18 protein-coding genes and 1 tRNA gene are annotated in these 23,720 nt (G+C 59.5%); 10 read left to right on the forward strand and 9 right to left on the reverse strand.

Going from position 1 to position 23,720, the window contains the following annotated elements; all coding sequences use genetic code 11:
- Nucleotides 1-75: 75 nt before the first annotated feature.
- Entirely contained in the window at nt 76-1,485 is a 1,410-nt protein-coding gene (gene hisS / locus ACVOLL_RS12975; protein WP_481513261.1) for a histidine--tRNA ligase, read from the reverse strand.
- 110 nt (nt 1,486-1,595) lie between these two features.
- Between hisS and ACVOLL_RS12980 the strand changes: the two genes are divergently transcribed.
- Nucleotides 1,596-2,354 carry a Crp/Fnr family transcriptional regulator gene (locus ACVOLL_RS12980; RefSeq protein ID WP_481513262.1) on the forward strand — a complete coding sequence of 253 codons (759 nt, stop codon included), beginning with the start codon at nt 1,596-1,598 and terminating at the stop codon, nt 2,352-2,354.
- A gap of 233 nt (nt 2,355-2,587) precedes the next feature.
- Here the strand turns inward: ACVOLL_RS12980 and thrC are convergent, their stop codons facing one another.
- The 6 genes from thrC to ACVOLL_RS13010 form a co-directional block, all read right to left on the reverse strand.
- Nucleotides 2,588-3,883: a threonine synthase gene (gene thrC, locus ACVOLL_RS12985; protein WP_481513263.1), complete on the reverse strand. Its 1,296-nt coding sequence runs from the start codon at nt 3,881-3,883 to the stop codon at nt 2,588-2,590.
- Nucleotides 3,884-3,986: 103 nt separating this feature from the next.
- Nucleotides 3,987-4,931 (reverse strand): homoserine kinase, encoded by a 945-nt coding sequence (locus ACVOLL_RS12990; protein ID WP_481513264.1) that lies wholly within the window; start codon nt 4,929-4,931, stop codon nt 3,987-3,989.
- Nucleotides 4,928-7,432, reverse strand: a complete 2,505-nt coding sequence (gene thrA, locus ACVOLL_RS12995; RefSeq protein WP_481513265.1) for a bifunctional aspartate kinase/homoserine dehydrogenase I — start codon at nt 7,430-7,432, stop codon at nt 4,928-4,930. The genes ACVOLL_RS12990 and thrA overlap by 4 nt, the downstream gene beginning before the upstream one ends.
- A 489-nt stretch (nt 7,433-7,921) precedes the next feature.
- Entirely contained in the window at nt 7,922-8,866 is a 945-nt protein-coding gene (locus ACVOLL_RS13000; protein ID WP_481513266.1) for a DMT family transporter, read from the reverse strand.
- Between the two features lie 87 nt (nt 8,867-8,953).
- Nucleotides 8,954-9,742 carry an AraC family transcriptional regulator gene (locus ACVOLL_RS13005; protein ID WP_481513267.1) on the reverse strand — a complete coding sequence of 263 codons (789 nt, stop codon included), beginning with the start codon at nt 9,740-9,742 and terminating at the stop codon, nt 8,954-8,956.
- A 19-nt stretch (nt 9,743-9,761) separates the two neighbouring features.
- Nucleotides 9,762-9,838, reverse strand: a tRNA-Arg gene (locus ACVOLL_RS13010).
- A gap of 419 nt (nt 9,839-10,257) precedes the next feature.
- Here ACVOLL_RS13010 and ACVOLL_RS13015 point away from each other — a divergent pair.
- From ACVOLL_RS13015 to ACVOLL_RS13035, 5 genes are all read left to right on the forward strand, one after another.
- On the forward strand, nt 10,258-10,662 hold the full coding sequence (locus ACVOLL_RS13015) for a hypothetical protein (protein WP_481513268.1): 405 nt from the start codon (nt 10,258-10,260) through the stop codon (nt 10,660-10,662).
- An 83-nt stretch (nt 10,663-10,745) separates the two neighbouring features.
- Entirely contained in the window at nt 10,746-11,852 is a 1,107-nt protein-coding gene (locus ACVOLL_RS13020) for a polysaccharide biosynthesis/export family protein (RefSeq protein ID WP_481513269.1), read from the forward strand.
- A gap of 8 nt (nt 11,853-11,860) precedes the next feature.
- Nucleotides 11,861-12,544 (forward strand): YjbF family lipoprotein, encoded by a 684-nt coding sequence (locus ACVOLL_RS13025; protein ID WP_481513270.1) that lies wholly within the window; start codon nt 11,861-11,863, stop codon nt 12,542-12,544.
- Entirely contained in the window at nt 12,544-13,314 is a 771-nt protein-coding gene (locus ACVOLL_RS13030; protein ID WP_481513271.1) for a capsule biosynthesis GfcC family protein, read from the forward strand. The genes ACVOLL_RS13025 and ACVOLL_RS13030 overlap by 1 nt, the downstream gene beginning before the upstream one ends.
- Nucleotides 13,311-15,452 carry a YjbH domain-containing protein gene (locus ACVOLL_RS13035; protein WP_481513272.1) on the forward strand — a complete coding sequence of 714 codons (2,142 nt, stop codon included), beginning with the start codon at nt 13,311-13,313 and terminating at the stop codon, nt 15,450-15,452. The genes ACVOLL_RS13030 and ACVOLL_RS13035 overlap by 4 nt, the downstream gene beginning before the upstream one ends.
- Nucleotides 15,453-15,529: 77 nt before the next feature.
- On the opposite strand, the gene ACVOLL_RS13040 is transcribed toward ACVOLL_RS13035, so the two are convergent.
- Both ACVOLL_RS13040 and ACVOLL_RS13045 read right to left on the reverse strand, forming a co-directional pair.
- Nucleotides 15,530-17,761: a polysaccharide biosynthesis tyrosine autokinase gene (locus ACVOLL_RS13040; RefSeq protein WP_481513273.1), complete on the reverse strand. Its 2,232-nt coding sequence runs from the start codon at nt 17,759-17,761 to the stop codon at nt 15,530-15,532.
- Between the two features lie 38 nt (nt 17,762-17,799).
- Nucleotides 17,800-18,237 (reverse strand): low molecular weight protein-tyrosine-phosphatase, encoded by a 438-nt coding sequence (locus ACVOLL_RS13045; protein WP_481513274.1) that lies wholly within the window; start codon nt 18,235-18,237, stop codon nt 17,800-17,802.
- Between the two features lie 340 nt (nt 18,238-18,577).
- Between ACVOLL_RS13045 and ACVOLL_RS13050 the strand changes: the two genes are divergently transcribed.
- From ACVOLL_RS13050 to ACVOLL_RS13065, 4 genes are all read left to right on the forward strand, one after another.
- Complete coding sequence (locus ACVOLL_RS13050; RefSeq protein WP_481513275.1) at nt 18,578-20,002, forward strand: undecaprenyl-phosphate glucose phosphotransferase; 1,425 nt, start codon at nt 18,578-18,580, stop codon at nt 20,000-20,002.
- Between the two features lie 219 nt (nt 20,003-20,221).
- Nucleotides 20,222-21,454 (forward strand): oligosaccharide flippase family protein, encoded by a 1,233-nt coding sequence (locus ACVOLL_RS13055; RefSeq protein ID WP_481513276.1) that lies wholly within the window; start codon nt 20,222-20,224, stop codon nt 21,452-21,454.
- Nucleotides 21,455-21,471: 17 nt separating this feature from the next.
- Complete coding sequence (locus tag ACVOLL_RS13060) at nt 21,472-22,866, forward strand: SDR family NAD(P)-dependent oxidoreductase (protein WP_481513277.1); 1,395 nt, start codon at nt 21,472-21,474, stop codon at nt 22,864-22,866.
- Nucleotides 22,863-23,699, forward strand: a complete 837-nt coding sequence (locus ACVOLL_RS13065; RefSeq protein ID WP_481513278.1) for a LicD family protein — start codon at nt 22,863-22,865, stop codon at nt 23,697-23,699. Before ACVOLL_RS13060 ends, ACVOLL_RS13065 begins: the two co-directional genes overlap by 4 nt.
- Nucleotides 23,700-23,720 lie beyond the last annotated feature (21 nt).

The following is a 23,720-nucleotide window of genomic DNA, read 5'->3' on the forward strand; positions in this document are numbered from 1 at the left end:
TTTCCCGGTAACGCCCGAGCCGAGCATGGCTCGGCTCTACAGGCAAAAAAAAGCCCCGCTATGCGGGGCTTTTCATCAACGCGCCATCGCGCGTGTCTGTTCCAGCTCTACCTGCAGGGTAGATGCCAGTTCGTCCCTGGCAACTTCAAACTGCTGCTCACGCAGCAGATCCTTCACCGCCACCACGCCGCGCGCCAGTTCGTCCTCACCCGCCAGCACGACGAACCGGATACCGGCCTTGGCCGCATACTGGAACTGCTTGCCGATCTTCTTCGGCTCCATCTGCACTTCGGTATTGATGCCACCAGCGCGCAGGCGACGGGCGATATCCAGCGACTGCGGCATCGCCGCCTCGTCCATCAAGGCCACCATCGCGTGCACGCTGCTTTCAGCGATGCCGTCGATCAGGTTGGCCTCGCGCAGCTGCCAGAACAAACGGGTCAGGCCAATCGAGATACCCACACCCGGCAGCTTGGACTTGGTGTAATGGCTAGCCAGGTCTTCATAGCGGCCACCTGAGCAGATCGAGCCGATCTGCGGGTGATCAACCAAGCTGGTCTCGTACACCGTGCCGGTGTAGTAGTCCAGACCACGGGCAATGGAGAAATTCAGGCAATACGCGGTTTCCGGCACACCCAGCGCCTTCACCAGCTCCAGCACTTCGCGCAACTCGGCAGCACCGGTACGCAGCGAATCACTGGCCGATTCGCCGGCGGCAGCCAGTACAGCGTCGATCTGCGCCAAGGCGTCAGCATGCGAGCTCGAGCGGACTTCGACGAAGGACAGGATGCGATCGACGGCGTCAGACGGCAAACCGAAATCGGGGCCGACCAGGGTTTCACGCACGTAATCCGGGCCGCGCTTGTCGAGCTTGTCGACCTCGCGCAGCACCAGCGCCTGCTGCCCGGCATCCACCACGCCCTGCGCTTCGAAGAAACCGCGCATCAGCTTGCGGTTGTTCAGCTGCACGGCGAAGTTGCCGATACGCAGCTCGGAGAACACCGCATAAATCACCGCCAGCACTTCGGCGTCATAACGGATGCTCAGCGTGTCCTTGCCGATCACATCGACGTCACACTGGTAAAACTCACGGAAACGGCCGCGCTGGGCGCGTTCGCCACGGTAGACGCGCTGCATCTGGTAACGACGGAACGGGAAGGTCAGATCGTGCTCGTGTTCTGCCACATAGCGGGCCAGCGGCACGGTCAGGTCGAAGCGCAGCGCCATCTCCGGCAGGCCACCCTTGTCGGCCGACTCGGCGGCATTGGCCAGCGCACCAGTGGACTGCACGAAGTACACCTGGCGCTCGGTCTCACCGCCGGATTTGGTCAGCAGCACGTCGGACAGCTCGAACACCGGGGTTTCCACCGGCAGGAACCCGAAGCGCTCGTAATTGCGGCGGATGACGTCCAGCATGCGCTGGAACGCGATCTGCTCGCGCGGCAACAATTCCATGATGCCGGGCGGGGTACGGGGCTTGATCACGGGCAAAACTCCTGCAACTCAATGGGGAAACGGTCGCCAATTCTAGCCGCACACCGCCCCTCTGGCCGCATGAAGTATAATTTAGGACATTATTTCCCCCTGTCCTAGTCATGTCCCGGCCAGCCCAAGGCTCCGAGCAATCCCTTGTTTCGTCCCTTGCCAGCGAAGGTAATGGCGTACGTGAGTGCCTGCAATGCTCGGTCCGTCACCTGTCTGTGTGCTCAGCACTGTCCTGCGATGAGGTTCACGCGCTGGAGCAGATAACCGTCTCCACGCCAGTAGCCATGGGCACAACGCTGGCACGCGCCGGCGAGTCGCGTGCTTATGTCTATACAGTAACCGAGGGTGCACTGCGCCTGGTGCGCACCTTGTCCGATGGCCGCCGCCAGGTGAATGGCTTCGTACTCCCGGGCGACTACCTGGGCCTGAGCGGCAGCGACCACCACCGTTACGATATCGAGGCCATCGCCGACAGCCGCGTCTGCCGGGTGCCGACCACGCAGATGCGTGACCTGCGTCAACGCTACCCGCATCTGGAACGAAAGCTGCTGCAGCGCGCCTGCCAGGAGCTGGATGCAGCCCAGGACAACGCGCTTGCTCTGGCCCGCCTGCAACCGCCGGAGCGGCTGGCCGACTTCCTGCTGCGCCTTGCCGCCCGCGAGGCGACCTTGAACGGGCGCAGCAGCAACCGGGTCTCACTGCCAATGGGCCGTGGCGATATCGCCGACCATCTGGGCCTGACCATGGAAACGGTGAGCCGCACCTTCACCAAGCTACGCCAGCAGGGCCTGATCGCCCTGCCGCACCTGAATGTGGTGGAGATTCTGGATTTTGCCGAGCTGCAGCGCCTGGCAAACGACGAGTTCTGACTTTTCACCTGTAGAGCCGAGCCATGCTCGGCTGGAGCGTTACCGGTGAAGCCCCTGCCGAGGCACATGCGCGGCTGACACCGCTTTGTAGGAGCGGCGTGAGCCTCGAAGCTCGTACATTCTCAGATCACGCCGATTGGTCGCCGCGAAACGATCCTGCTTCGCGGCTGACGCCGCGCCCACATCCGGGTTTATCGGTAGAGCCTCTGCCGAGCATGGCTCGGCACTACCTCCTACAACAGCTTTTCGCGCAGGGCCGCGTAATCCGGTGCGCAGGGTTCGGCATGGGCTGGGCGCTTCAGCAGTTCGGCCAAAGCCGGCGGCACTTCGACTTCGCGGCCAATCAACGGCTCGACCACCGATTCGAATTTTGACGGGTGTGCGGTCGCTGCCACTGCCCAATGCTGATCCGACGCTGCACCGCCACTGGCGCGTAGCTGCTCCAGAACGTGCACCGCCGTAGCGGTATGCGGGCAGAACACTTCGCCGTACTCGCCATAACGGTAAGCGATGGTGTCGCGGATGGTGGCATCGTCCACTGCCCGTGAGGTGAAGGCGTCGCGCAGTGCTGCATCATCGCCCTTGTACAGCCAGCGCAGGCGTTCGAAATTGCTCGGCGCCCCCACATCCATCGCATTGGCAAGCGTGGCGACACTGGCCTTCGGCGTGTAATCGGCGCCATCGAAGTAATCCGGCAGCACGCGGTTGGCATTTGTCGCCAACACGATACGCCCCAGCGGCACACCCAATGCACGCGCCATCACTGCCGCCATCGCGTTACCGAGGTTGCCGGTAGGGATGACGAAATTCAGCAGCGAGCCGTGCGCCGCCTGATGGCTGAGCGCGGCATGTGCGTAGTAGCTCATCTGCGGCAGCAAGCGGCCCAGGCTGATGCTGTTAGCCGAACTCAACGGCACCTGCGCCTGCAGATCGGTATCACTCAGTGCCTGCTTGGCCATGGCTTGGCAATCATCAAACGAACCAGCCACGCGCAGTGCGCGAATATTGCCGCCAAGGCAACCAAGCTGATGTGCCTGACGCGGTGATACGCGCCCATCCGGGTACAGCACCACAACCTGCAGATTTGGCTGGTTATGGAACGCAGCGGCTACTGCAGCGCCAGTGTCACCGGAAGTTGCGACCACGATGGTCAGGGGGCGCTCCTGCCCTGTGCGCAAACGCGACAGACTGGCGGCGAGGAAGCGCGCGCCGAAATCCTTGAACGCTGCGGTGGGGCCGTGAAACAGCTCCAGCACGTGATCGTTACGGGTCGCCAATGCCTGCAGCCGCGCCGGGAAATCGAAAGCTTCGCTGCAGATCTTCCGCAATTCGGAAGCCAAGGCGTCGTCAGCGAAGAAGGGCTGCAACAGATCGGTAGCGGTCGCGGCGAGCGTGTCGCCAAGCCTCAAGGCGCGTGCTGCCGGCATCTGCTCGGGCACGTACAAGCCGCCATCGGGCGCCAAGCCGGCGGCAATCGCCTGGCTCAGCGTGGCGGCGGGGGATTCGTTGCGGGTGGAGATGAAGTTCATTCGGAAATCCGCGAAATGGTTGATGTGCTGCTCTGGGCTCGAGGACCGCACAAGGGTCACCCTCTTCCCAACCCCTCTCCCGATGTGAGAGGGGCTACCAGGATTACAACAGTCGTGCGCCAGGGCTGTTGATCGGGCTCACCCAGCTTTGGCTCTCAAAACCCGCTGCGGCGAAAGCGGCCTGCACCTTGGGTGCGGCGGCCAACGCAGCATCTCGATCTTCAAACCAGGCAAATACGCTGGGCCCGGCACCGGAGATGCTGGCACCCATCGCCCCTGCTGTAAGCGCAGCTGCCTTTGCCGCATCGAAGCCGACAATCAAGGGTGCGCGACGCGGCTCGACCAGAACATCGACCAAGCCTGCACGCACCAACCCCGGATCGCCGGCGTGACATCCGGCCAGCACCAGAGCCAGATTACTGCTCTGGGCGACGAACTCCTTCAATGCATAGCTGCCCTGCAGTGCCTCTCGTGCGCGGCGCGTCTCCAACAGCGCATCCGGATGCACCAGCAGGCTATGCCAATGCGCAGGTACCGGCACCGGCACCAATCGCTCCAAGGTGGAAAGCACCAGGCCACCGAGGAACATCGGGCCGAGGTTGTCGCCGTGGCGGCTGCCACTGGCCACCGCTTCGCCTTCCAGCGAGTACTTGTAGAGTTGCTCGCGGCTTAATGGCACATCCAGCAAGCCGTTGGCTGCAACCAGTGCGGCCACACAGGACGCCGCCGAACCGCCCATCCCTGAGCTGAGCGGTATGCCCTTGTCGATCTCCACTTCGAAACCGAACGGCAGCGCCAGCGCCTCACGCATGGCGATCAGCGCCGCCCCCGCAGTATTGCTGGGCGCATCCAGCGGCAACTCAACCGCCGCGCCGCGGATGGCGACGATGCGTACTTCCGTTGCGTCGATGCGACGCACTGTAACTGTGTCGCCAACATCCGGAACCGCGTAACCCAGCAGATCAAAACCGACTGCAACATTGGCCACCGACGCTGGAGAAAACGCCCGCGCCTGTCGTGCACCTGAACCCGTCAAAGCATCACTCACAATCGCGCTCCCTCGCCCGCTGCTACACGCAGCACATCGGCAAACACACCGGCTGCCGTCACTTCTGGGCCAGCGCCCGGCCCCTGCACTACCAACGGATTGTCACAGTAACGACGAGTGGTGAACTGCACCACGTTGTCGGTCAAGCGCAGGTTGGCAAAGGCATGGTCACCCGGCAGCTCAACCAGGCCAACGCTGGGCTGCTGGCCGGGCCTGAACTGAGCAACGTAGCGCAGTACGTTACCGCGGGCTCGCGCATCGGCCAGACGCTGCGCAAAGCTCGCATCCACCTCATTCAAGCGCGCCATGAAATCCTCGACGCTGGCACTCTGTAGCGCGGCGGGCACCAGGCTTTCCACTGCCACATCTTCCAGACTCAGCTCATAACCGGCTTCGCGGGCAAGAATGACCAACTTGCGGGCCACATCCACGCCGGACAGGTCATCGCGCGGATCCGGCTCGGTATAGCCCATACCGCGCGCCTGCGTGACCAGCTCGGAGAACGCCACGCTGCCATCGTACTTATTGAACAACCAAGCCAGCGTGCCGGAGAAGATGCCGGCGATCGCAGTCACTTCATCACCGGTATCGACCAGGTCTCGCAGCGTGGTGATCACCGGCAAGCCCGCGCCCACCGTCGCCTCGTAGCGAAAGCGCGCGCCGGTGGACGCCGCCGCCACCCGGATAGCCTGATAGCGCGCCAGCGGGCCGGAGCCGGCCTGTTTATTCGGAGTAACCACATGGATGCCGGCAGCCAACCAGCCGGCATAGCGATCGGCCACTTCGGCACTGCCGCTGCAATCGATGATCAGCGTATGCGGCAGACGCGCCGACAGCAGATGTTCGGTGAACAGATCAAGATCATTCGGCAGCGACGCGGAATCAAACGCGGCCTTCCAGTTGCCATGCATGCCACGCTGGTCGAGCACCATGCGATTGCGCGAGGCAACCGCACGCAGGCGCAGATCCAGCTTGGCGCGTGCCAGCAGCGCGGCTTCGGACGCATACAGCTGCTCAAGCAAGGCTGCACCGACATTGCCCGGCCCGATCAGCCCGACCGAGAAGGTCTGCGGCGACAACCAGAAGCCGGCGTGCGCGGCACGCAATGCCTTGGTAGCGTCGCAGGCTTCGATCGCGACTGAGATATTGCGCTCGGACGAGCCCTGCGCGATGGCGAGGATATTGACCTGTGCGCGACCCAGCGATTCGAACAGTCGCGCGGCAACGCCGGGCTGGCCGGCCATGCCATCACCTACCGCTGCAAGCACGCTCACACCGCTCGTTAGCTGCACGCGCTGCACCTGGCCCGCCGCCAACTCGTGCGAGAACGCCTGGGTCAGCGCATCGCGGGCGAACTCGGCCTCAGCCTGCTTCACCACGCAGCAGATCGAATGCTCGGACGAACCCTGCGAGATCATCACCACCGACACATGCGCATTGCGCAGCGCCGAGAACACCCGCTCAGCCGTGCCGGGCACACCAATCAGACCGGTACCTTCGACGTTCAACACGGCCAGATCCGCGCTCAAGGTCAGACCTTTGATCGGGCCACTACTCGAGCTGTCGGCGGTGATGCGGGTACCCGGGTGATCCGGGCGGAAGGTATTGCGGATGATGATCGGCAGACCGCGCTCGATGGCTGGCGACATGGTCTGCGGGTGCACCACTTTCGCCCCGAAGTAGGCCAGCTCGCAGGCTTCGTCGTAACTCAGCGCATCCAGCTGTACCGCCTCAGGCACCACACGCGGGTCGGCTGACAGCACGCCGTCAACGTCAGTCCAGATATGCAGTTCATCGGCAGCAAACAGCGCCGCAAAGATCGCGCCGGAGTAATCACTCCCATTGCGCCCCAATGTGGTGATGTGGCCCTTGCGATCACGGGCAACGAAGCCGGTAACCACCAATCGCGGTGCCGGATGTGATTCGCGCCACAACGCCAACTTCGCCGCACTGGACTTCCAATCAACGTCCACACCCAGTTCACCATGACTGACTACCAGCACATCGCGCGCATCCAGCACATCGGCATCTTCACCCAGCGTCTGCAGATGGTGGCCAAGCAGATGGGCCGAGAACACCTCACCGAGGCCCTGCACGCGATCCAGTACTTCCTGTGGCAATTCACCGATGACGGCCAGCGCCGCCAGAATTTCGCGTAGTCGCTCGAAGCGTGCATCCAGCCATTCAATGGTGGCCCCGGAATGTTCACCCAGCAGCGCTGCGGCCGCGCCGCGATGGCGGGCGCGCAACTCGTGCCAGCGGTCGTCCCATACAGGGTCTGCCGCAGCTGCAGCCTTGGCCAGGTCGATCAGTGCGTCGGTCACGCCCTTCATCGCCGATACCACCGTGACCTGCATCGCCTCCTCGCGGGCCAGCAGCAGCTGCGCTACATGACGGTAACGGTCGGCATCAGCGACAGAGGTACCGCCGAATTTGTGCACCACAGTGCGAACGGCAGCGTTCGCGGCAGGATCGGCGAGTGAAACGGCAACTGACGACATCGGAAGAACCTCGGCTGGAGGCCCCGACACGCATCTGGATGGGGTTCCCCCGCATCCTGATCCGGGTGCGGGGCCGTTGTTTTCGGAAATTACGCGAAGACGACGGACCGCACCGGGCGAATGGTGACGGTAATAGTGGTGGTAATGGCGCCGCTGAACCCAGGCGTGCACACCCGGCCGCCCAAGGGCGACTGCGAGGTGATGACAAGGGGCTGCGGGCTGTTCATGGCCTTCAAGAGACAACAGCGGAGATCAGGCTGTCAAGTGCTGCGTTGCAAAAACGTAGATAAAGGTAACGTCGCCAAACCAGCCGCTAAAAGTTGCAAATGTCATCAAGCGCGAACGTCGCGCATTTAACTGGCAAGCAGCATGCAATACCTGACTCAAGGCGCCGCGGCATGCCCTTGGACTCTCCCGGCCAACCGCCGCCCGCCAACAATCGAAAGAACCACCGCAGTCAGGCTTTCGCCACCTGACTGCGCAGATTCCTCACGCAGATGCAGCCGCCGGCGCCTGAGGCCGGTGCGCTGCGGCGCTCCAGATCACGCCCGCCAGCAAGCACAGCGCAGCAACAACCTCCACCGCCACCGGCCAGCGCTGCTGCCACAGGAAGCCATAGACCAGTCCAAACAAGGTCTCGAATACGATCATCTGGCCGCCCAGGGTCAGTGGCAGGGCACGGCTTGCGCGGTTCCAGCATGCGTTACCCAGGATGGAGGCAAACACCGCCACTGCCCCGGCCATCACCCAGAACCCCGCCCATTCGTGCCCCGAATGCCCTGCCCCGCCATCGGCAAAAGCGAGCGGCGCCAACAGCAAGGCCAGACCGCCAGTTGCAACACCGGTCAGCAGCGACCAGTCATGCCCGGACACATCGGGCACCTTCGCCAACCAACGAGTGTTGCCCACCGAATAAGCGGTCCAGGACACCAATGCGCCAACCCCGCACAGCAAACCGATCAATCGCTGTGTGGTACTGGTTTGCACATGCGTCGAGGCGATGGCCTCGTAGCCCATCAGGACCACGCCCGCGACACATAGCAGCAAGGCTGGCGCCAACCGTGACAGCGGCACTGCCCCCGGTTCACGCGCACCGACCACGGCCACCAGCACCGGCACCATGCCGACTATCAGGGCCGCAGCACCGCCACCGCTCCACTGCACACAGATGGACAGCAGCACGAAATAGATCAGATTGCCGAGCAGGCTCAGCCAGGCCAGGGCCTTCCAGTCCGCCTTGCCGATATGCGCCCGCAGCGCCGGCCAACGTGGCACCAGCAGGACCACCGCAACCAGCCCATAAATCAGATAGCGCGCCGCAGCCAACTGCAACGGCGAAAAATCCACCAGCACGGCTGGGGCCAGGAACACCAAGCCCCATAGCGCGCCCGAAGCCACGCCATTGCCAATTCCCAACAACATCCGCTCTTTCATCAACCCACCCGACAGTAAGACACAACACCAGCATCCAAGTGCCGGCCCGTCCCGTATTGTCCCAAGCTGCGCGATGCTGTGCTCAAACTACGCGCCCAAACTCCTTCGATAGCGGCCCGGGGTAATGCCCCGCGAGCGGCGCATGGCGCGGGTCAGCGCACTCTGGTCGGAGAAACCAGCTAGCTGGGCAATCTGCGCAACCGACCGATTGCCATGAAGCAGTTGGCTTTGCGCCCATTGCAGGCGCTGCTGCTGCAGCCATTGCCCCGGCGTGAGGCCGAACTGGCGCTTGAACGCGCCATGCAGCGCCGTCAGCCCCATCCCAGCCACCTGCGCCATCCTCGCCAGCGGCCACGCCTGACCGGGGGCGGCGCGGATCTGCTCGCACAACCGCCGCAGGCCAGAACTGTCCGCCACTGACGGCCGCTGCCCAGCGAACAAGCTATCCAGCAACAAAGGCAATAGATGTCGGGCGACCGCTGCGGCCACCGCATCGTGGTCACCCACGCTGAGGTCCACGAACTCAAGCAAGCTGCGAGCCGTCGCCGAGATCCCCAAAAATGGACGTTTCTGCCCCTGCTCCAGCTGTGACCGCTGCAGCACGGCACTGTCGCAGTCCACGATCAAAAACCGGTTCTGGCCACTACCGGCCTGTACGTGAGCAGCGCCCGGGACAATCAGGGCGCCTTGCAAGGTATCCAAGCGACCGCCGCGACCGTCAACCTGCAGTTCCATGCTGCCCCGTAGCGGCAGCACCAGCTGAAGATGGTCATGACTGTGCGTATGACCCGCCGGGCCATAACTACGTAGATTCAGGGCTTCACCGCACTGCATCGGCATGAACACCGGAGACTGGCTGGCGCTTGCAGCGGGCACCGCAAGCTGCGCGGAAAGATGGTGACCCCGACACGATTCGAACGTGCGACCTGTCCCTTAGGAGGGGACCGCTCTATCCAGCTGAGCTACGGAGTCAAAAGACGGAGGCCAAGGTTACAGGCAAGCGCCGCCCCCAGCCAGCACTTCCGCCCAACGATGAACCACAGACCAGTCTCCGCCGCGCTAGGAACCGCCTTTTAACGCAAAGCCCCTGCGCCTTTCAGCTTGAACCACTGCCCGCCCGATGCGCTCCACACCTCCCGACTTCTTCCCTGTCCGTGCCATCCCCAAAAACCATACAGGCTGCGCGAAGCGCTGGCAGCCGAAAATCATAGGGAAATTTCAGACAAAACCTAGTCCAGGCACCCCGTCTGCCTCCCTACAATTTCTGCGGACGTCTGCAAGACGCATCAGCGTGCCACAACAGATGCCTTGGAACCGCGCGCGCCCCTTGGCCCGCCGGCAGTAGCACACCCCCAATAGCAGCCGCTTCCAGCGGAAGATGAGAACCAGCAATGAAGAAATCTTTTTACGCACTGACCCTCGCCGCGCTGTCTTTCCCGGCAATCGCCCAGGATCCGCCGGCGATTGAACAGCCCGCCATCGTCACCCAGGAAGCAGCTGCACCCGAACAAGCCGAAGCCGAAGCCCCCGCGCAGCAGGAAATGCCCAGCGCCTCGGACTCCGTCGCAACCGAAGAAACCGCTGCACACGGCGAAGTTGGCCTGCACGAAGGCGAGTACAGCACCGAACTGGCCGGCACCGAAGAAGCTGCTTCCGCAGCCCGTGGCAGCCTGAGCCGCGGCGTGAAGATTGGCGCCGGTATCGCAGCTGGCGCACTGGTCTATGCATTGGTCTCCAACAACGACGACGGCAACGGCGGCAACACGAAGACTCCGGGCCCGACTGGCACCAAGTAACTCAACAACGGCTTCTGCCAACCTCTTGCCGGCCATCGTGCTGGCGAGAGGTTCTTAGTGCCCGCCCGGGCAAGGAATATGAAATGAACTGCAAGCGTCTTGTCGCCCCCTTGGCGCTCGCGTTGTCAATTACCGGCTGCGTGCTCGCGCCGGGCCAGCACCTGCGCAGCAATGCGCTGGCGCAAGGCCGTCAATCCGTCGCTGACGGCCAGATCGAACTACTACCGATCACCGCCAAGCTGATCGCAATGGAACGCGCCACACGCGACGTCGACACGCTGCCGGCTGCGCTGGTCAACTACCAGCCTGGTCCGTATAGGATCGGCGCCGGCGACATGCTCTACATCACGGTATGGGACCACCCCGAACTTACGGTTCCGGCCGGCCCACAGCAGCAACTGAACGCAGCCGGCCGTCTGGTGCAATCGGATGGCACACTGTTCTACCCCTACATCGGCAAAGTGAGCGCAGCGGGCAAAACACCGAGCGAGCTGCGCGAGGAACTCACCAGCAAGCTTGCGCGCTACATCGAAGCACCGCAGGTTGATGTATCCATGCTCAGCTATGCCAGCCAACGCGTCTGGGTCACTGGTGCCTCGCGCCAAACGGCAACCATTCCGCTGACGGTTTCTCCGCTGACCCTGAGTGATGCGATCAGCCAAGCCGGCCTGGACCCGATGCAAGCGGATCTATCCGGCGTGCGTATCAGCCGCGACGGCGTCAGCTACACGATTGATCTGGAGCTGATGGGCCGCACCGCCGGTAGCACCACTATTTTCTTGAAGGCAGACGATCAGATCCATGTTCCCCACCTGGATCGCAAGGAGGTCTTCATCGTCGGTGAAGTGAATCAACCCGGCGCAATGAGCTTCAGGACCGGAAGTATCTCGCTGAGCCAGGCCCTTGGTCGCGCGCGCGGTTTGATACAAACAACCTCCAACGGCAACGCGATCTATGTGATCCGAGGCGCCAACGATCTTCAGAACGCGCCATCGCAAGTCTTCCAGCTGCAGGCGAAATCACCGGCCGCATTTGCCATCGCCAGTCAGTTTGAGCTGTATCCCGGCGATGTGGTGTTTGTCGGTGCAGCAGGCGTCACCCGCTGGAGTCGTTTTGTAAATCAACTACTGCCCTTCACCGCCATTCTCAACAATGCGGCCAGTGCGCACAGCGACCTTGACAGCAACTGAGAGCCGCCATGAAGTGCAAGGATGCTGCTGTAACGCCCGGCCTGCCGCTGGCTCTCACAATGCTTGCTGCCTGCCTTCTGCTGACAGGTTGCGGCGCTGTAGCCCAGGCCAGCCTGAAGAGCGTGGGCATCGTCATGCGCGGCAAACCCGATATCGCCGTAGATGCAGATGCCGTTGCTGCCAATAACTTTGCACAGATCAAAGTCAACGGCACTGAAGGTGGCGCAATCCTGGTGCTGGGCAATATCGACGGTCAACGCCAAGCCTGGTACAGCAGCGACCAGAACATTGTCTTCCTTCAGCAAGGCTTGGTCGTTGCTACCCATGGAGGACCCGTGGAGTTGCGCAGCATGTCAATCATGGGAGACAGCCCATTCAATGACCTGCGCGATGCCACGCCCGGAACCACCGTGCAGCGCCGTTATGACGTGATGCCAGGCTATCGCTACGGCATGGCCGTCACCGGCACCCTGCGACCGCTCGGCCACGAAACGCTTAGCATCCTAGGGAAGAACCGCACCCTGTTGCACGTGCAGGAGTCGCTGCAAGGCAGTGACTGGAACGCAACCAATCAGTATTGGGTAGATCCCGGCAACGGCTTCATCTGGAAGAGCGTACAGGCCATCGCGCCGGACACCTCGCTGGAAATCATTCAACTCAAGCCATTTGCAGGCGACTTGGGTAAACGATGATGCGCGTACTCCTTCTTGTTTCTCTATTGCAGTTGTGCGCGGCATCAGCGCACGCGACTCCGGTGCCCGTAGAGGCGTCTGGTAGCGTGCACAACCCGGGCAAGCACCAGCTGCCATCTGGCAGCCGCTTGAGTCGCCTTGCGCTGACTGCAGCGCCGGCCGCTGACGCCTATATTCTCGGCGCGGCACTACTGCGCCAGCAGCAACGATTCGAACACACCCGCTTGAAAGCGGGCTTGCTGTTCGACCTCGAGCAATTGGCCGCACAGGCCGAAAGCAAGCCAGCCTTGGCCGCCAGCATTCAGCAGATGTCGCGATGGATCGCCAACTTGCCTGTTACCGGCCGCCTAGCGCATCAATTGGACCCTCGCGTACTTGAGGCGACACGCCCGTATGACTTGCCCGCCCAGGCCGGCGATCACCTGTTCTATCCCGCGCGCCCCGCCACCATCACCATCACCGGCGCCGTGCCGCATGATTGCACGCTTGCACATGTCGCATTGCAGTCGCCGAGCGCCTATCTGCAGCACTGTCCGAAAGCAGCCAGCGCCAGCGCTGACTACGTTCATGTCATCCAGCCCGACGGTCATACCGAGAAGCTCGGTATCGCATTGTGGAATCGCGGACCGCCATCGAGCCTGGCACCTGGCGCGATCATCTTCATTCCCCTTGCCGAGACGGTAGTGCGCACGACAGCCCCTCACTTCAACGAGGATGCCGCCCGCTTCCTTGCCACCCAGCTTCTAGGCGCGCCAGGAACAAGCCCGTGATCAATCCACTTCGAAAATCGCTGATCCCGGTCAGCGTCAGTTTGCTGTGCCTGTGCATCAGTGCTGAACTCCACGCTCAGCTGGCGCCGGCACCTGGTGCAAGCGACTGGGGTGGCGTAGGCCTGCTGCAAACCCCAACTGCCCGCATGGCCGATGAAGGCGGAGCGAGCATCACCGCCAGTCATACCTCCCCTTACAGTCGCTACACAGTCAGCATGCAGCCCATGCCGTGGCTGGAGGGGTCTTTCCGCTACATCTCGATTGCCAATCGTCGCTATGGCCATGCGTCGCTTAGTGGAAAGCAAAACTACAAAGACAAATCCATTGACCTGAAGGTCCGGCTGCTGCAGGAAGGCCGGTGGCAGCCCGAGATCGCCGTCGGCGCGCGCGACATCGGTGGAACCGGCCTGTTCTCCAGCGAGTACCTGGTAGCCAACAAGCGGCTCGGCCCGTTTGATGCCAGCCTTGGCCTTGCCACAGGCTATATCGGCAACCGCGGCGACTTCAGCAACCCGCTGAAGCTGATCGATGACCGCTTCCGGACCCGACCCAATCATTCCACTGACGCAGGCGAGTTGAACACCTCCGGCATGTTCCGCGGCCCGGTCGGTGTGTTTGCGGGCATTGCCTACCAGACACCGTGGGAACCGCTACAGATCAAGCTTGAATACGAAGGCAACGACTACCGCAATGAGCCGCAGCGCAACCATCAGCGCCAGCGCTTGCCGCTGAACATCGGTGCAGCATACTCATTGAACAACAACCTGCAGTTCCAGCTCGGCTGGGAGCGCGGTGACAAGCCAGTCTTTGGTATCACTTTGCACGGCAATCTGGCCACAGCACAACCAACGACGAAATCACTCGACCCTGCCCCAATCATCGGCAAGGCGAGCCAGCCAGTGCCTGACGATCAATCGAGCACTCATGCGGCTCCGCCGGCGACCGATTGGGCCGCCCTGTCGCGCCAGCTGGAGGAAAACGCGGGGCTACGTGTAAGCCGCATTGCAAGACGTGGACCCGAACTGATCATCAGCGGTGAACAGCAGCGCTATCTGGAACCAGCGATCGCTTTTGGGCGCAGCGGGCGCATTCTTGACCAGGTCGCGCCACAGGACATCCGCTGGTTCAGCGTACAGAACAGCCGGCTGGGCATGCCGCTGATCGAGACCAGCGTCGAGCGCGCCAAGCTCCAGGCATTTGTCGACCATCGTTTGACAGCGAACGCGCTCAACATCGACATGGCAAGCCCCACTCGGGCCTATCGCCACACGCTGTACGAAGCACCGTTGCGACGCTTCGAGGGAACCTTCAATCTCGACTACCAGCAATCCCTGGGAGGGCCAGACAATTTCATCCTGTTTCAGGTGGTGGCCAGCTACAGCGCCGAACTGCGCTTCACCAACCACCTCTGGCTGAGCGGTGCGCTGAACTACAACCTGTACAACAACTATGACCAGTTCCGTTACGACGCCCCAAGCGAACTGCCCCGGGTACGTACCGATGTGCGGCAGTACCTGACCACCGCCGACGCGACGTTGCCCAATCTACAGTTCACTGCGACCGCCCAGATCGCGCCCGACGTTTATGCCATGGGCTATGCAGGCCTGTTCGAATCCATGTATGGCGGTATCGGCGGCGAAATACTGTACCGGCCGCTACTGAGCCGGTGGGCGATTGGTGCCGACTTGAACACAGTCAAACAGCGCGATTTCGACCAGCGCCTGCGCTTCCGCGACTACAGCGTCAGCACTGGCCATGCCAGCCTGTATTACGTATGGGGCGATGCTCGCAAGATAGTCGCAACGCTAAGCGCCGGCCGCTACCTCGCCAAGGATTGGGGCGCAACACTGGCCCTGAATCGCGTCTTCGACAACGGCGCCAGCATGGGCGCGTATGCGACCAAGACCGATGTATCGTCGCGTGCGTTTGGCGAGGGCAGCTTCGACAAGGGAATCTACGTCTCGGTCCCGTTCGACCTGATGCTGCCCCGCTCCACCAGAACCCGCGCCAACCTGTCCTGGAGTCCACTGAGCCGCGATGGTGGCGCTCGCCTGAGCCGCTCGTACATGCTGTACCAGATGACCGGTGAGCGCGGGGTAGATGCCTTCTTCAACAATCCGGACACCATGCGCGATTGATGAGACCAGCTGGCTGCGTTCAACAGCCGGCTGGTTTCATATCCGCGCCGCGACGACGCCGCGGGCGCGGCGTTCAATCACACTTTGTCGGGCGCGTAGTCGTAGTAGCCGTAACTGTAGTAGCCGGTCTTACGCTTCTCAACTGCGTTGAAGATCGCCCCCTTGACCTGCACGCCGTTCTGCTCAAAGCACTTCATCGCCAACAGGATCTCCTTGGGATGATTGACCCCGAAGCGGGTAACCATCAGCGTTGAGCCAGCATGCTTTGCAACAATCACTGCATCGGTCACCGCCAGGATCGGGGGCGTGTCGATGATCACCAGATCGTAGTTCTGCCACAGCTCCTCAAGCACCTGCGCAAAACGCGGATGCATCAACAGCTCCGACGGACTAGGCGGCACCTCACCACGAACGATGTAGTGCATGTTCTCCAGCCCAGGCGTGGCATTGACGGCTTCGCCAACGTCGACCTTGCCTGCCAGAAGATCCGACAGACCACGGCCGTGCCCGACATCCAGTACCTTGTGCAGTGTGCCGCGGCGCATATCCGCATCGATGACCAACACGCGCTGTCCCGCTTGTGCGATTACTGCCGCAAGATTGGCCGCGACAAAGGTCTTGCCGATCCCCGGACGCGGGCCCGATACGAGCAGCACGTTGTTCTTGGCCTCCATCATGGCGAAGTGCAGGCTGGTACGCAGACTGCGCAATGCCTCCACCGCGAGATCAGCCGGTGCGGCCGTCGCTAGAAGGTGCGAACCAGCACTCCCGCCAAGCGGCTTACGCTTCCCTCGCCGTTTCTTGGTCGACTGCTGCAGACTGGTAGAGCTGCTCAGCGGAATCGCGGCATACACTGGCAAGCCCAACTCTTCGATGTCGGCGGGATCTTCGATACCCGGATTCAACATGCGCAATCCGAACACCCAGGCGGTCGACAACAATCCGCCGAGCAGAGTCATAGCCAGAACCACAACCGCTTTTTTTGGCTTCACCGGGTTGCTCATGTCCGCAACTGCCGGATCAACAATGCGAACGTTGCCAACCGAACCTGCGCGTGCCACATCAAGCTGCTGGGCCTGGTTCAACAGCGCGGTATACAGCTCGTTGCTGACGGTGAGATCACGGGTGAAACGCAGCAATTCCTGTTGCGTATCTGGCAACGCACTGACCTCACCGCGAAAGCTGTCCTTGCGCGCCTGCAAGCCACCAATCTGCTTAAGCAATGCTCGATAGGCCGGGTGCTCACGGGTGAACGTGCGATCCAGCTCAGCCTGCTTCAAACGCAGCTGCTGGATGCTGGTTTCAACCGCCACTTCCTGCTCCAGCAGACCCCTAGTCTGCATTGTGATGTCTACAGCGTTTGATCGGGCTTGGTAGGCAGCCATCTCCGCTTGGGCGGTCTCAACCTGTCTGCGCACCGCTGGAAGTTTATCTTTCACAAACTCCAACTGGGATGCAGCTTCAGCGGAGCTACGTTCGACATTCTGCCGAACATAAACTTCGGCAACATTCTGCAGAAATTCCTCAGCGCGCAGCGCATCAGGCCCCTCATGCGCGAGCTTGAGGATACCGGACTCCTTTCCCTGTTCGCTAACCTCGATATCCTTCTGCATGTCGATCACTACATCCAGCCGTCGTTGCTTCTCAAGCTGAAATCGCATACCTGGATTAGCGCGTAGCTTCGTAACTTCTAGTTTTAAACCCTTACTTTCGACTGGCATACCAACGACACCTTGCAGCACTTCCTCACCATCTGGTCCATGCAGAACAAAGGTGCCATGAGCAGCCCCAACAACCAAAGTCATGGTTTGATTAAGTAGATCAGGTGGTACGTCCAAACGATGAAGCTCCAACACCTCACCGCCCCAACCGTAGCTGGATAGACCCAATGGTGTCCCGGCAAGATCGTCAGGCCAGCGACTCTCGAAGCGTCTGGTAGCGTAGCCCCCCAACAAGGGAAACCGACGCGGCTCTATGAGCACATCCAGCCGCATACGATCAACTACGGTACCCACAACCATGCGCGAGGTCAGCAGTGCAACCTCCGTGGTGGCCGCCGTACTGCCGCCACCCGTCAACGAAGTCAGATCCGACAACCCCGGAATAGCCGGAACCTTCGACTCGACCTGAATCATCGCCTTTGCCTGATACACCGGTGGCGCCAATATCACATATGCCGCACTGACTACGGCGAAAAGCGCTGTAGTCCCAATGACCAACCACTTGCGATCGTACACAACGCCCAGGAGGTCACGCAGATCGATCTCATCGTCCTGCCTTACTGTGCGTACCCGATTATCCTTTTCCATGACTTCCGTTCTGATAGTTGTTCTGCCGCCTCAGGCGACTAGGAAATGTAGTTGGCCCAACGAGCAACGCCTTGCTCCATCAGCCCATAGACATGCTCGAAAGCGATGCGCTGTTGCCGATGTGGATCGGGCACTTCGATGTCGTCCCAGCGGCCCAGCAGAAACGTTTTCCCGCTGACCTGCGGCACCTCTCGCGCAATCTGCGCAAGATGCGCGCGCTCCATGACCAAGATCAGATCAGCTGCAACAAGCATTGACCGCGTCGCTTGCCTGGCCTGATGCGCGTTGGGATTGTGACCACGCTCACGCAGCAATGCCGCGGCTGTTGGGTCGATTGGATGCCCGACCAATGCATGCAAACCCGCCGAAGCAATCTCCACGCCATCCTGCCCGTGCAGGCGATGGCGAAACAAAATTTCGGCGGTAGGGCTGCGACAGATGTTGCCAACGCAGACAAGTAACAGCTTTTTGAACACGTACGAACCTCAGGCCTTCAATGACGGAGTGCAGCGCTGCTGCATACATCACGTCGATGCATCACGCAGACCAGAGCGCGCCCTCACCCGGATTGCTTCAGGCGTGACGCGCAACGATAGCCGCAGATCACCACCGAAATCATTCCAGCGCGCTCGCGGTGCATCGCTACCAGGATCCGCCGCCACGCAAGTGTACCCACTGACACAAACTGATACCATATGAGAGCAAATGAAACTTTACATTTGCGACTTGGTCGGAAGTTCCCGCCCATCAAGCCTGTCGCCAGTGGTAGTGCCGTTCTGAGTAGGCGCTCCGCCCAAGGAAGAAGGAAGAAATTCCATGTGGATCGCACGCCCCCACCCCCATCATGAGCAATGGAGAGCCCCTTCCGGACGGCTCGCCGCTACTTTTGGGATGATTCTCAAAATCAGCGACCCTTTGCTTCTCCTCGCGACCGCACTGGCCGCTTACAAGTTGCAATTCGATGATCTGCAGTTGTCAGTGAATTACTGGCGATTAATCGCGATCACGATGTTGCTCGCCCTTCTTGTGCTCAGCATGTCTTCGCTCTACTCCAGCTGGCGCGGGCGCAGCCTGCTCGCGGAACTGATGCAGGTCCTGCTCAAGTGGGTAGCTATTTTTGGCTGCCTGTTCGCCTATGTTGGCGCGATCAAAGTCGCCGACGCTCAGACAACCGCCTGGGTAAGGAGCTGGTTCCTCCTGAGCTTGGCGTCGGTGTTCCTCCTGCGCCTTTTGATCAGAGCAACCGCCGCATGGGCACGGGCGCGCGGAAATGACCTGCGCACCGCGGTAGTCGTCGGCGCCACGCCAGACACACAAAAAATCATCACCACGTTGCGCGATAACAGTTGGGCCGGCATAAGCATCAACGGCTGGTTCTCCACCCGCTCCGATCGTTGTGTAATCGATAGCTCAACGGCGCTACTGGGCACTCTGAACGACCTGGGCCGGTACGTTGAAAGCAATGCCATTGACCAGGTATGGATAGCGCTACCGATGCGCGACGAAGCGCAGATCACTCTGGCGCTGAATCAACTGCAGCACTCGACGGTCGACATCAAGTTCGTTCCCGACATGTTTGGCTTCCACCTGCTCAACCATTCCATCGAACAACTTGCGGGCCTGCCGGTGATCAACCTGCAGCAGACGCCGTTGCAAGGTAACGCTCGCGTACTAAAGGCACTGGAAGACCGTCTTTTGGCCACCCTCATCCTGCTGATGATTTCTCCCCTTATGATGGGAATAGCCATCGCTGTGAAGTTGAGCTCGCCCGGGCCCGTGTTCTACCGCCAGGAACGCATGAGCTGGAACAATAGAACCTTCCAGATGCTCAAGTTCCGATCGATGCCAGTGGATGCAGAAACCGGCACTGGTGCTGTGTGGGCAAAGGCCGGAGAGAGCCGCGCAACGAAGGTTGGTGCGTTCCTGCGAAAAACCAGTCTTGACGAGCTCCCGCAATTTTTGAATGTACTGCTGGGCGATATGTCCATCGTTGGCCCGCGCCCCGAGCGGCCGGTATTCGTGCATCAGTTCAAGCACGAAATTCCGTCATACATGAAGAAGCACATGGTCAAGGCCGGTATCACCGGCTGGGCTCAGGTCAATGGCTGGCGCGGCTCCACCGATCTGCACAAGCGCATCGAGTGCGATCTTTTTTATATCGAGAACTGGTCGCTTGGTTTTGACATTCGAATAATTGTTGCGACCCTTTTTAAGGGTTTCGTACATAAGAACGCCTACTAACGACTGCCAAAAAACCAGATTATTGATACTTCAACGAATCGCCCCCTGCGCAAAATAGCTTTCTCAAGACGCTGCCGTAGCGCCTCCAGGGGCTTCAATACCGCCTCACTGCTCGGCGCATAGGAACTACAACAAAGTCGCATTCGAATTCGCGCCCAAAAAGCCATCCAGCCAAGCTCAATTCTTGGGTTTTCCAATATCTCAAACTGCGAACGGAGCATGAAAGGCACCGCGTTAAAAAAAATCTCGGGAAACGCTGGTGCCCTTCTACTCATTCAGCTGGCAAATGCGCTACTTCCCCTCATCTTGGCCCCCTACCTGACCCGAACACTGGGCACGGAAGGGTATGGCTTGTTTGCCCTTGGTATCGCATCTATACAGATTGCCTCCATAATCACTGATTTTGGGTTCGGCCTATCTGCTGTATACCAGATTGCGCGCGCCAAAGAGAACAAGCGGCGAATAAAACGTATCACCGGCGCAGTGTACGCGACCAAGATAGGAATATGCATCGTAGTTGTGTCTATTCTTCTAGCATATCCGCTTGTACAGGAAGATTACGCTGGCTATCGCAACTACTTTTGGCTCTTGTCGCTCTCAGTGATAGGCATAACCATGCAGCCGATCTGGCTATTCCAAGGTATTGAGCGCATGGGACTGCTCACCGTATGCGTTTTGACCTCGCGGATATCATTTGTCGCGCTAACACTGCTATTAGTCAAGGGCCCTGGCGACCTTGAACGCGCTGCACTATTCAATGGTGTCACCCACCTGTTCTCAGCAGCAATTGCCTTTGCACTGATGCAGCGCGCAGGCCTTCTACCTTCCCGGCCCCGCATGCGCCACTTGATGAGAATTCTAAAGTCTTCAACGGCTTACTTCTGGTCGCGATTAGCAGTTGCCAGTTACGGTGCTGGTGCGATCTTGTTTCTCGGTACGTTTTCATCACCGAAACAAGTCGCGATCTACTCAGTTGCCGAGCAATTCTATCGCGGCGCACTTGCCATATATGCTCCGATTACCCAGTCACTGTACCCATACATGGCCCGTCACCGTGACGTCGCCTTGTTCAAAAAGTTGTTTAAATGGGCCAGCGCGCTAGCAGCGACTGGAATCATCCTCAGCTTCTTTGTCGGGAACTGGCTCATTGGATTGATATTTGGTCATGACTATGAACAGTCCTATCCCGTATTTCTAGTTTTCATGCTCGCCTTGGGAGTTTCAATTCCTTCGATCCTACTGGGTTATCCGTTCCTTGGCGCCATGGGAAATGCAACGGCTGCGAACCGCAGCGTTTTGTTCGCAGGCCTCATTCAGATAGTCGTACTGACTCTGCTCTGGACATTCGACCGGACCTCCGCTCTCGCAGTGGTGACCTCGGTGCTGATTGCAGAATCCAGTGCACTGGCATGGCGTGTCAAGTACGCGACCAAGTACTTTAAAATTGCATAGATAGTAGCTATTAAATAATGAAAAAGATAAAGAACATAGCCGTCGTCCTAGCCGGTGGCAAGGGAACCCGCAGCGGATTCAGCAAGCCAAAACAGATGATGAAGCTTGCGGGAAAGCCGATCGTCGAGCATGTCGTCCTAGCGTTTCAAATGAACAACGCTATCGATGAAATTCTGATAGTCGCCAGCGCTGATTGCATGGATGACATCGAACAAACAGTCATGACAAGCCGCCTTAGCAAAGTCAAAGCAGTCATCAATGGCGGGGCGGAACGATATGCATCTTCGCTCGCTGCGATTGAAGCAACCAAGCACCACTGCAAGAGCTTCAACGTTCAGTTGATATTCCACGACGCAGTTCGACCGCTTCTGAGCCAAAAAATAATCAATGACGTCATCGCCGCGCTGAACAAATACAACGCTGTGGATGTTGTGATTCAGACCACCGACACAATTATCATGGCAGACCCAGTCACAAACACAATCAATGGAGTTCCGAATCGAGCATTGCTACGTAACGGACAAACACCGCAAGCTTTTTCGCATGGAACCATCGAAGCAGCTTACGCCTTGGCATTGCAGGACCCAGGCTTTGTAACCACCGACGATTGCGGTGTCGTACTAAAGTACCTTCCGGATGAGAAAATCTATCTAGTCAATGGCGACACCAGCAATATGAAGCTCACCTACGAGGAAGATCTCCACGTCTTGGACAAGCTTTGCCAGCTACGATCCACCCTGGTCGAAACCAAAGAGAAAACGCACTTTGCTCTTTCCGAAATGAAGGGCAAGGTCGTTGTTATTTTCGGCGGCACCAGTGGTATCGGCGCCGAAATGGCACACGTAGCTGAGGCCTATCAAGCCATCGTCGTAGTAGCAGGCACCAGCACCGGAACCGACATCACCCAGGTAGAAAGTATCCGCAAAGTAATTGAGGCGACGCAGGCCAAGCATGGCCGCATCAATTTTATCGTCAATTCCGCTGGCGTACTCCATCGACAGCCACTCATTGACATGGCCCCCGAGGACGTTCTTTCTGCGATCCAAGTTAACTATGTTGGCGCAGTGAACGTAGCACTGGTCGCGTTTGACCACCTCCGAGCCTCACAAGGTCAGCTACTGAATTTTACGTCCAGCTCGTACACCTATGGTCGTGCGCTGTACAGTCTATACAGCTCTTCGAAAGCAGCCATCGTTAATCTTACTCAAGCGCTAGCTGATGAATGGCACTCGCAAGGAGTCCAAGTCAACTGCATTAATCCAGAGCGCACCGCTACTCCAATGCGCACCCGCGCCTTCGGCGCCGAGCCCTCTGAATCGCTACTCACCGCTCGCGAGGTTGCCGAGAAATCACTTCTGGTTCTTCTGTCTGAGTACACCGGTCAGATATTTGACGTAAAGAAGACTGCATGAGCGAGGTAGATATCCGAGATATTCAATCCGTCATCCTTCAAACCGTTCAACGACTACATAATTTTTGCGAAGAGCATGGCCTTACCTACTTCCTGATAGGAGGCGGTTTAATCGGCGCGGTGCGGCATGGCGGGCCAATCCCGTGGGACGATGATATCGATATAGGCATGCCCCGGCATGACTATGATCGCCTTCTAGCCTCAGCCCATTTATTTCCGCCGCCTTATATAATCTCATCCCTCGACAACGATCCCGAATATATATACGGCTTCGCCAAATGCTATGACACACGCACTTCAGTGACAGAAAAAACTGCAGTCCCTTTCACACGCGGTGTATGGATCGACATATTCCCAATTGATGGAACTTTCGACAACTCAATTGCAAGAAGCATCCATTTCTCGATTGCAAGAACGCTAAAAACGGTGCTCGCATCGAAATGCCATGCGTACGTTCCCTCAAAACAGCGACGACCTACAATTGCGATCAGGCGAACCATTGCATATCTATCTTTCGGAATATCCCGAACAACGCTCAACTCCTTGCTCCAACGAGTGCTGAGCATAAAATCTTACGAAAAATCGTCTTTCGTCGGCAATTTCCTTGGGCGCTGGGGCAGTCGCGAAGTCGGCAGAAGGTCAGCGTTGGCAGTTCAAATCGACATTCCATACGCGGGCCACATTTTCAAGATTCCAGCGGGTTATGACGAGTACTTAACCGTAGTTTATGGGGACTACATGCAATGGCCCGCAGAGAACAAGCGTGCCCCCGACCATGCCACAACTGATACATCGTTGATTCGATCATACCTGCACGACAAACCCAGCCCGTGACTCAATAAACTCGACCGCGAT

The organism is Stenotrophomonas sp. STEN035 (genome assembly GCF_056759935.1).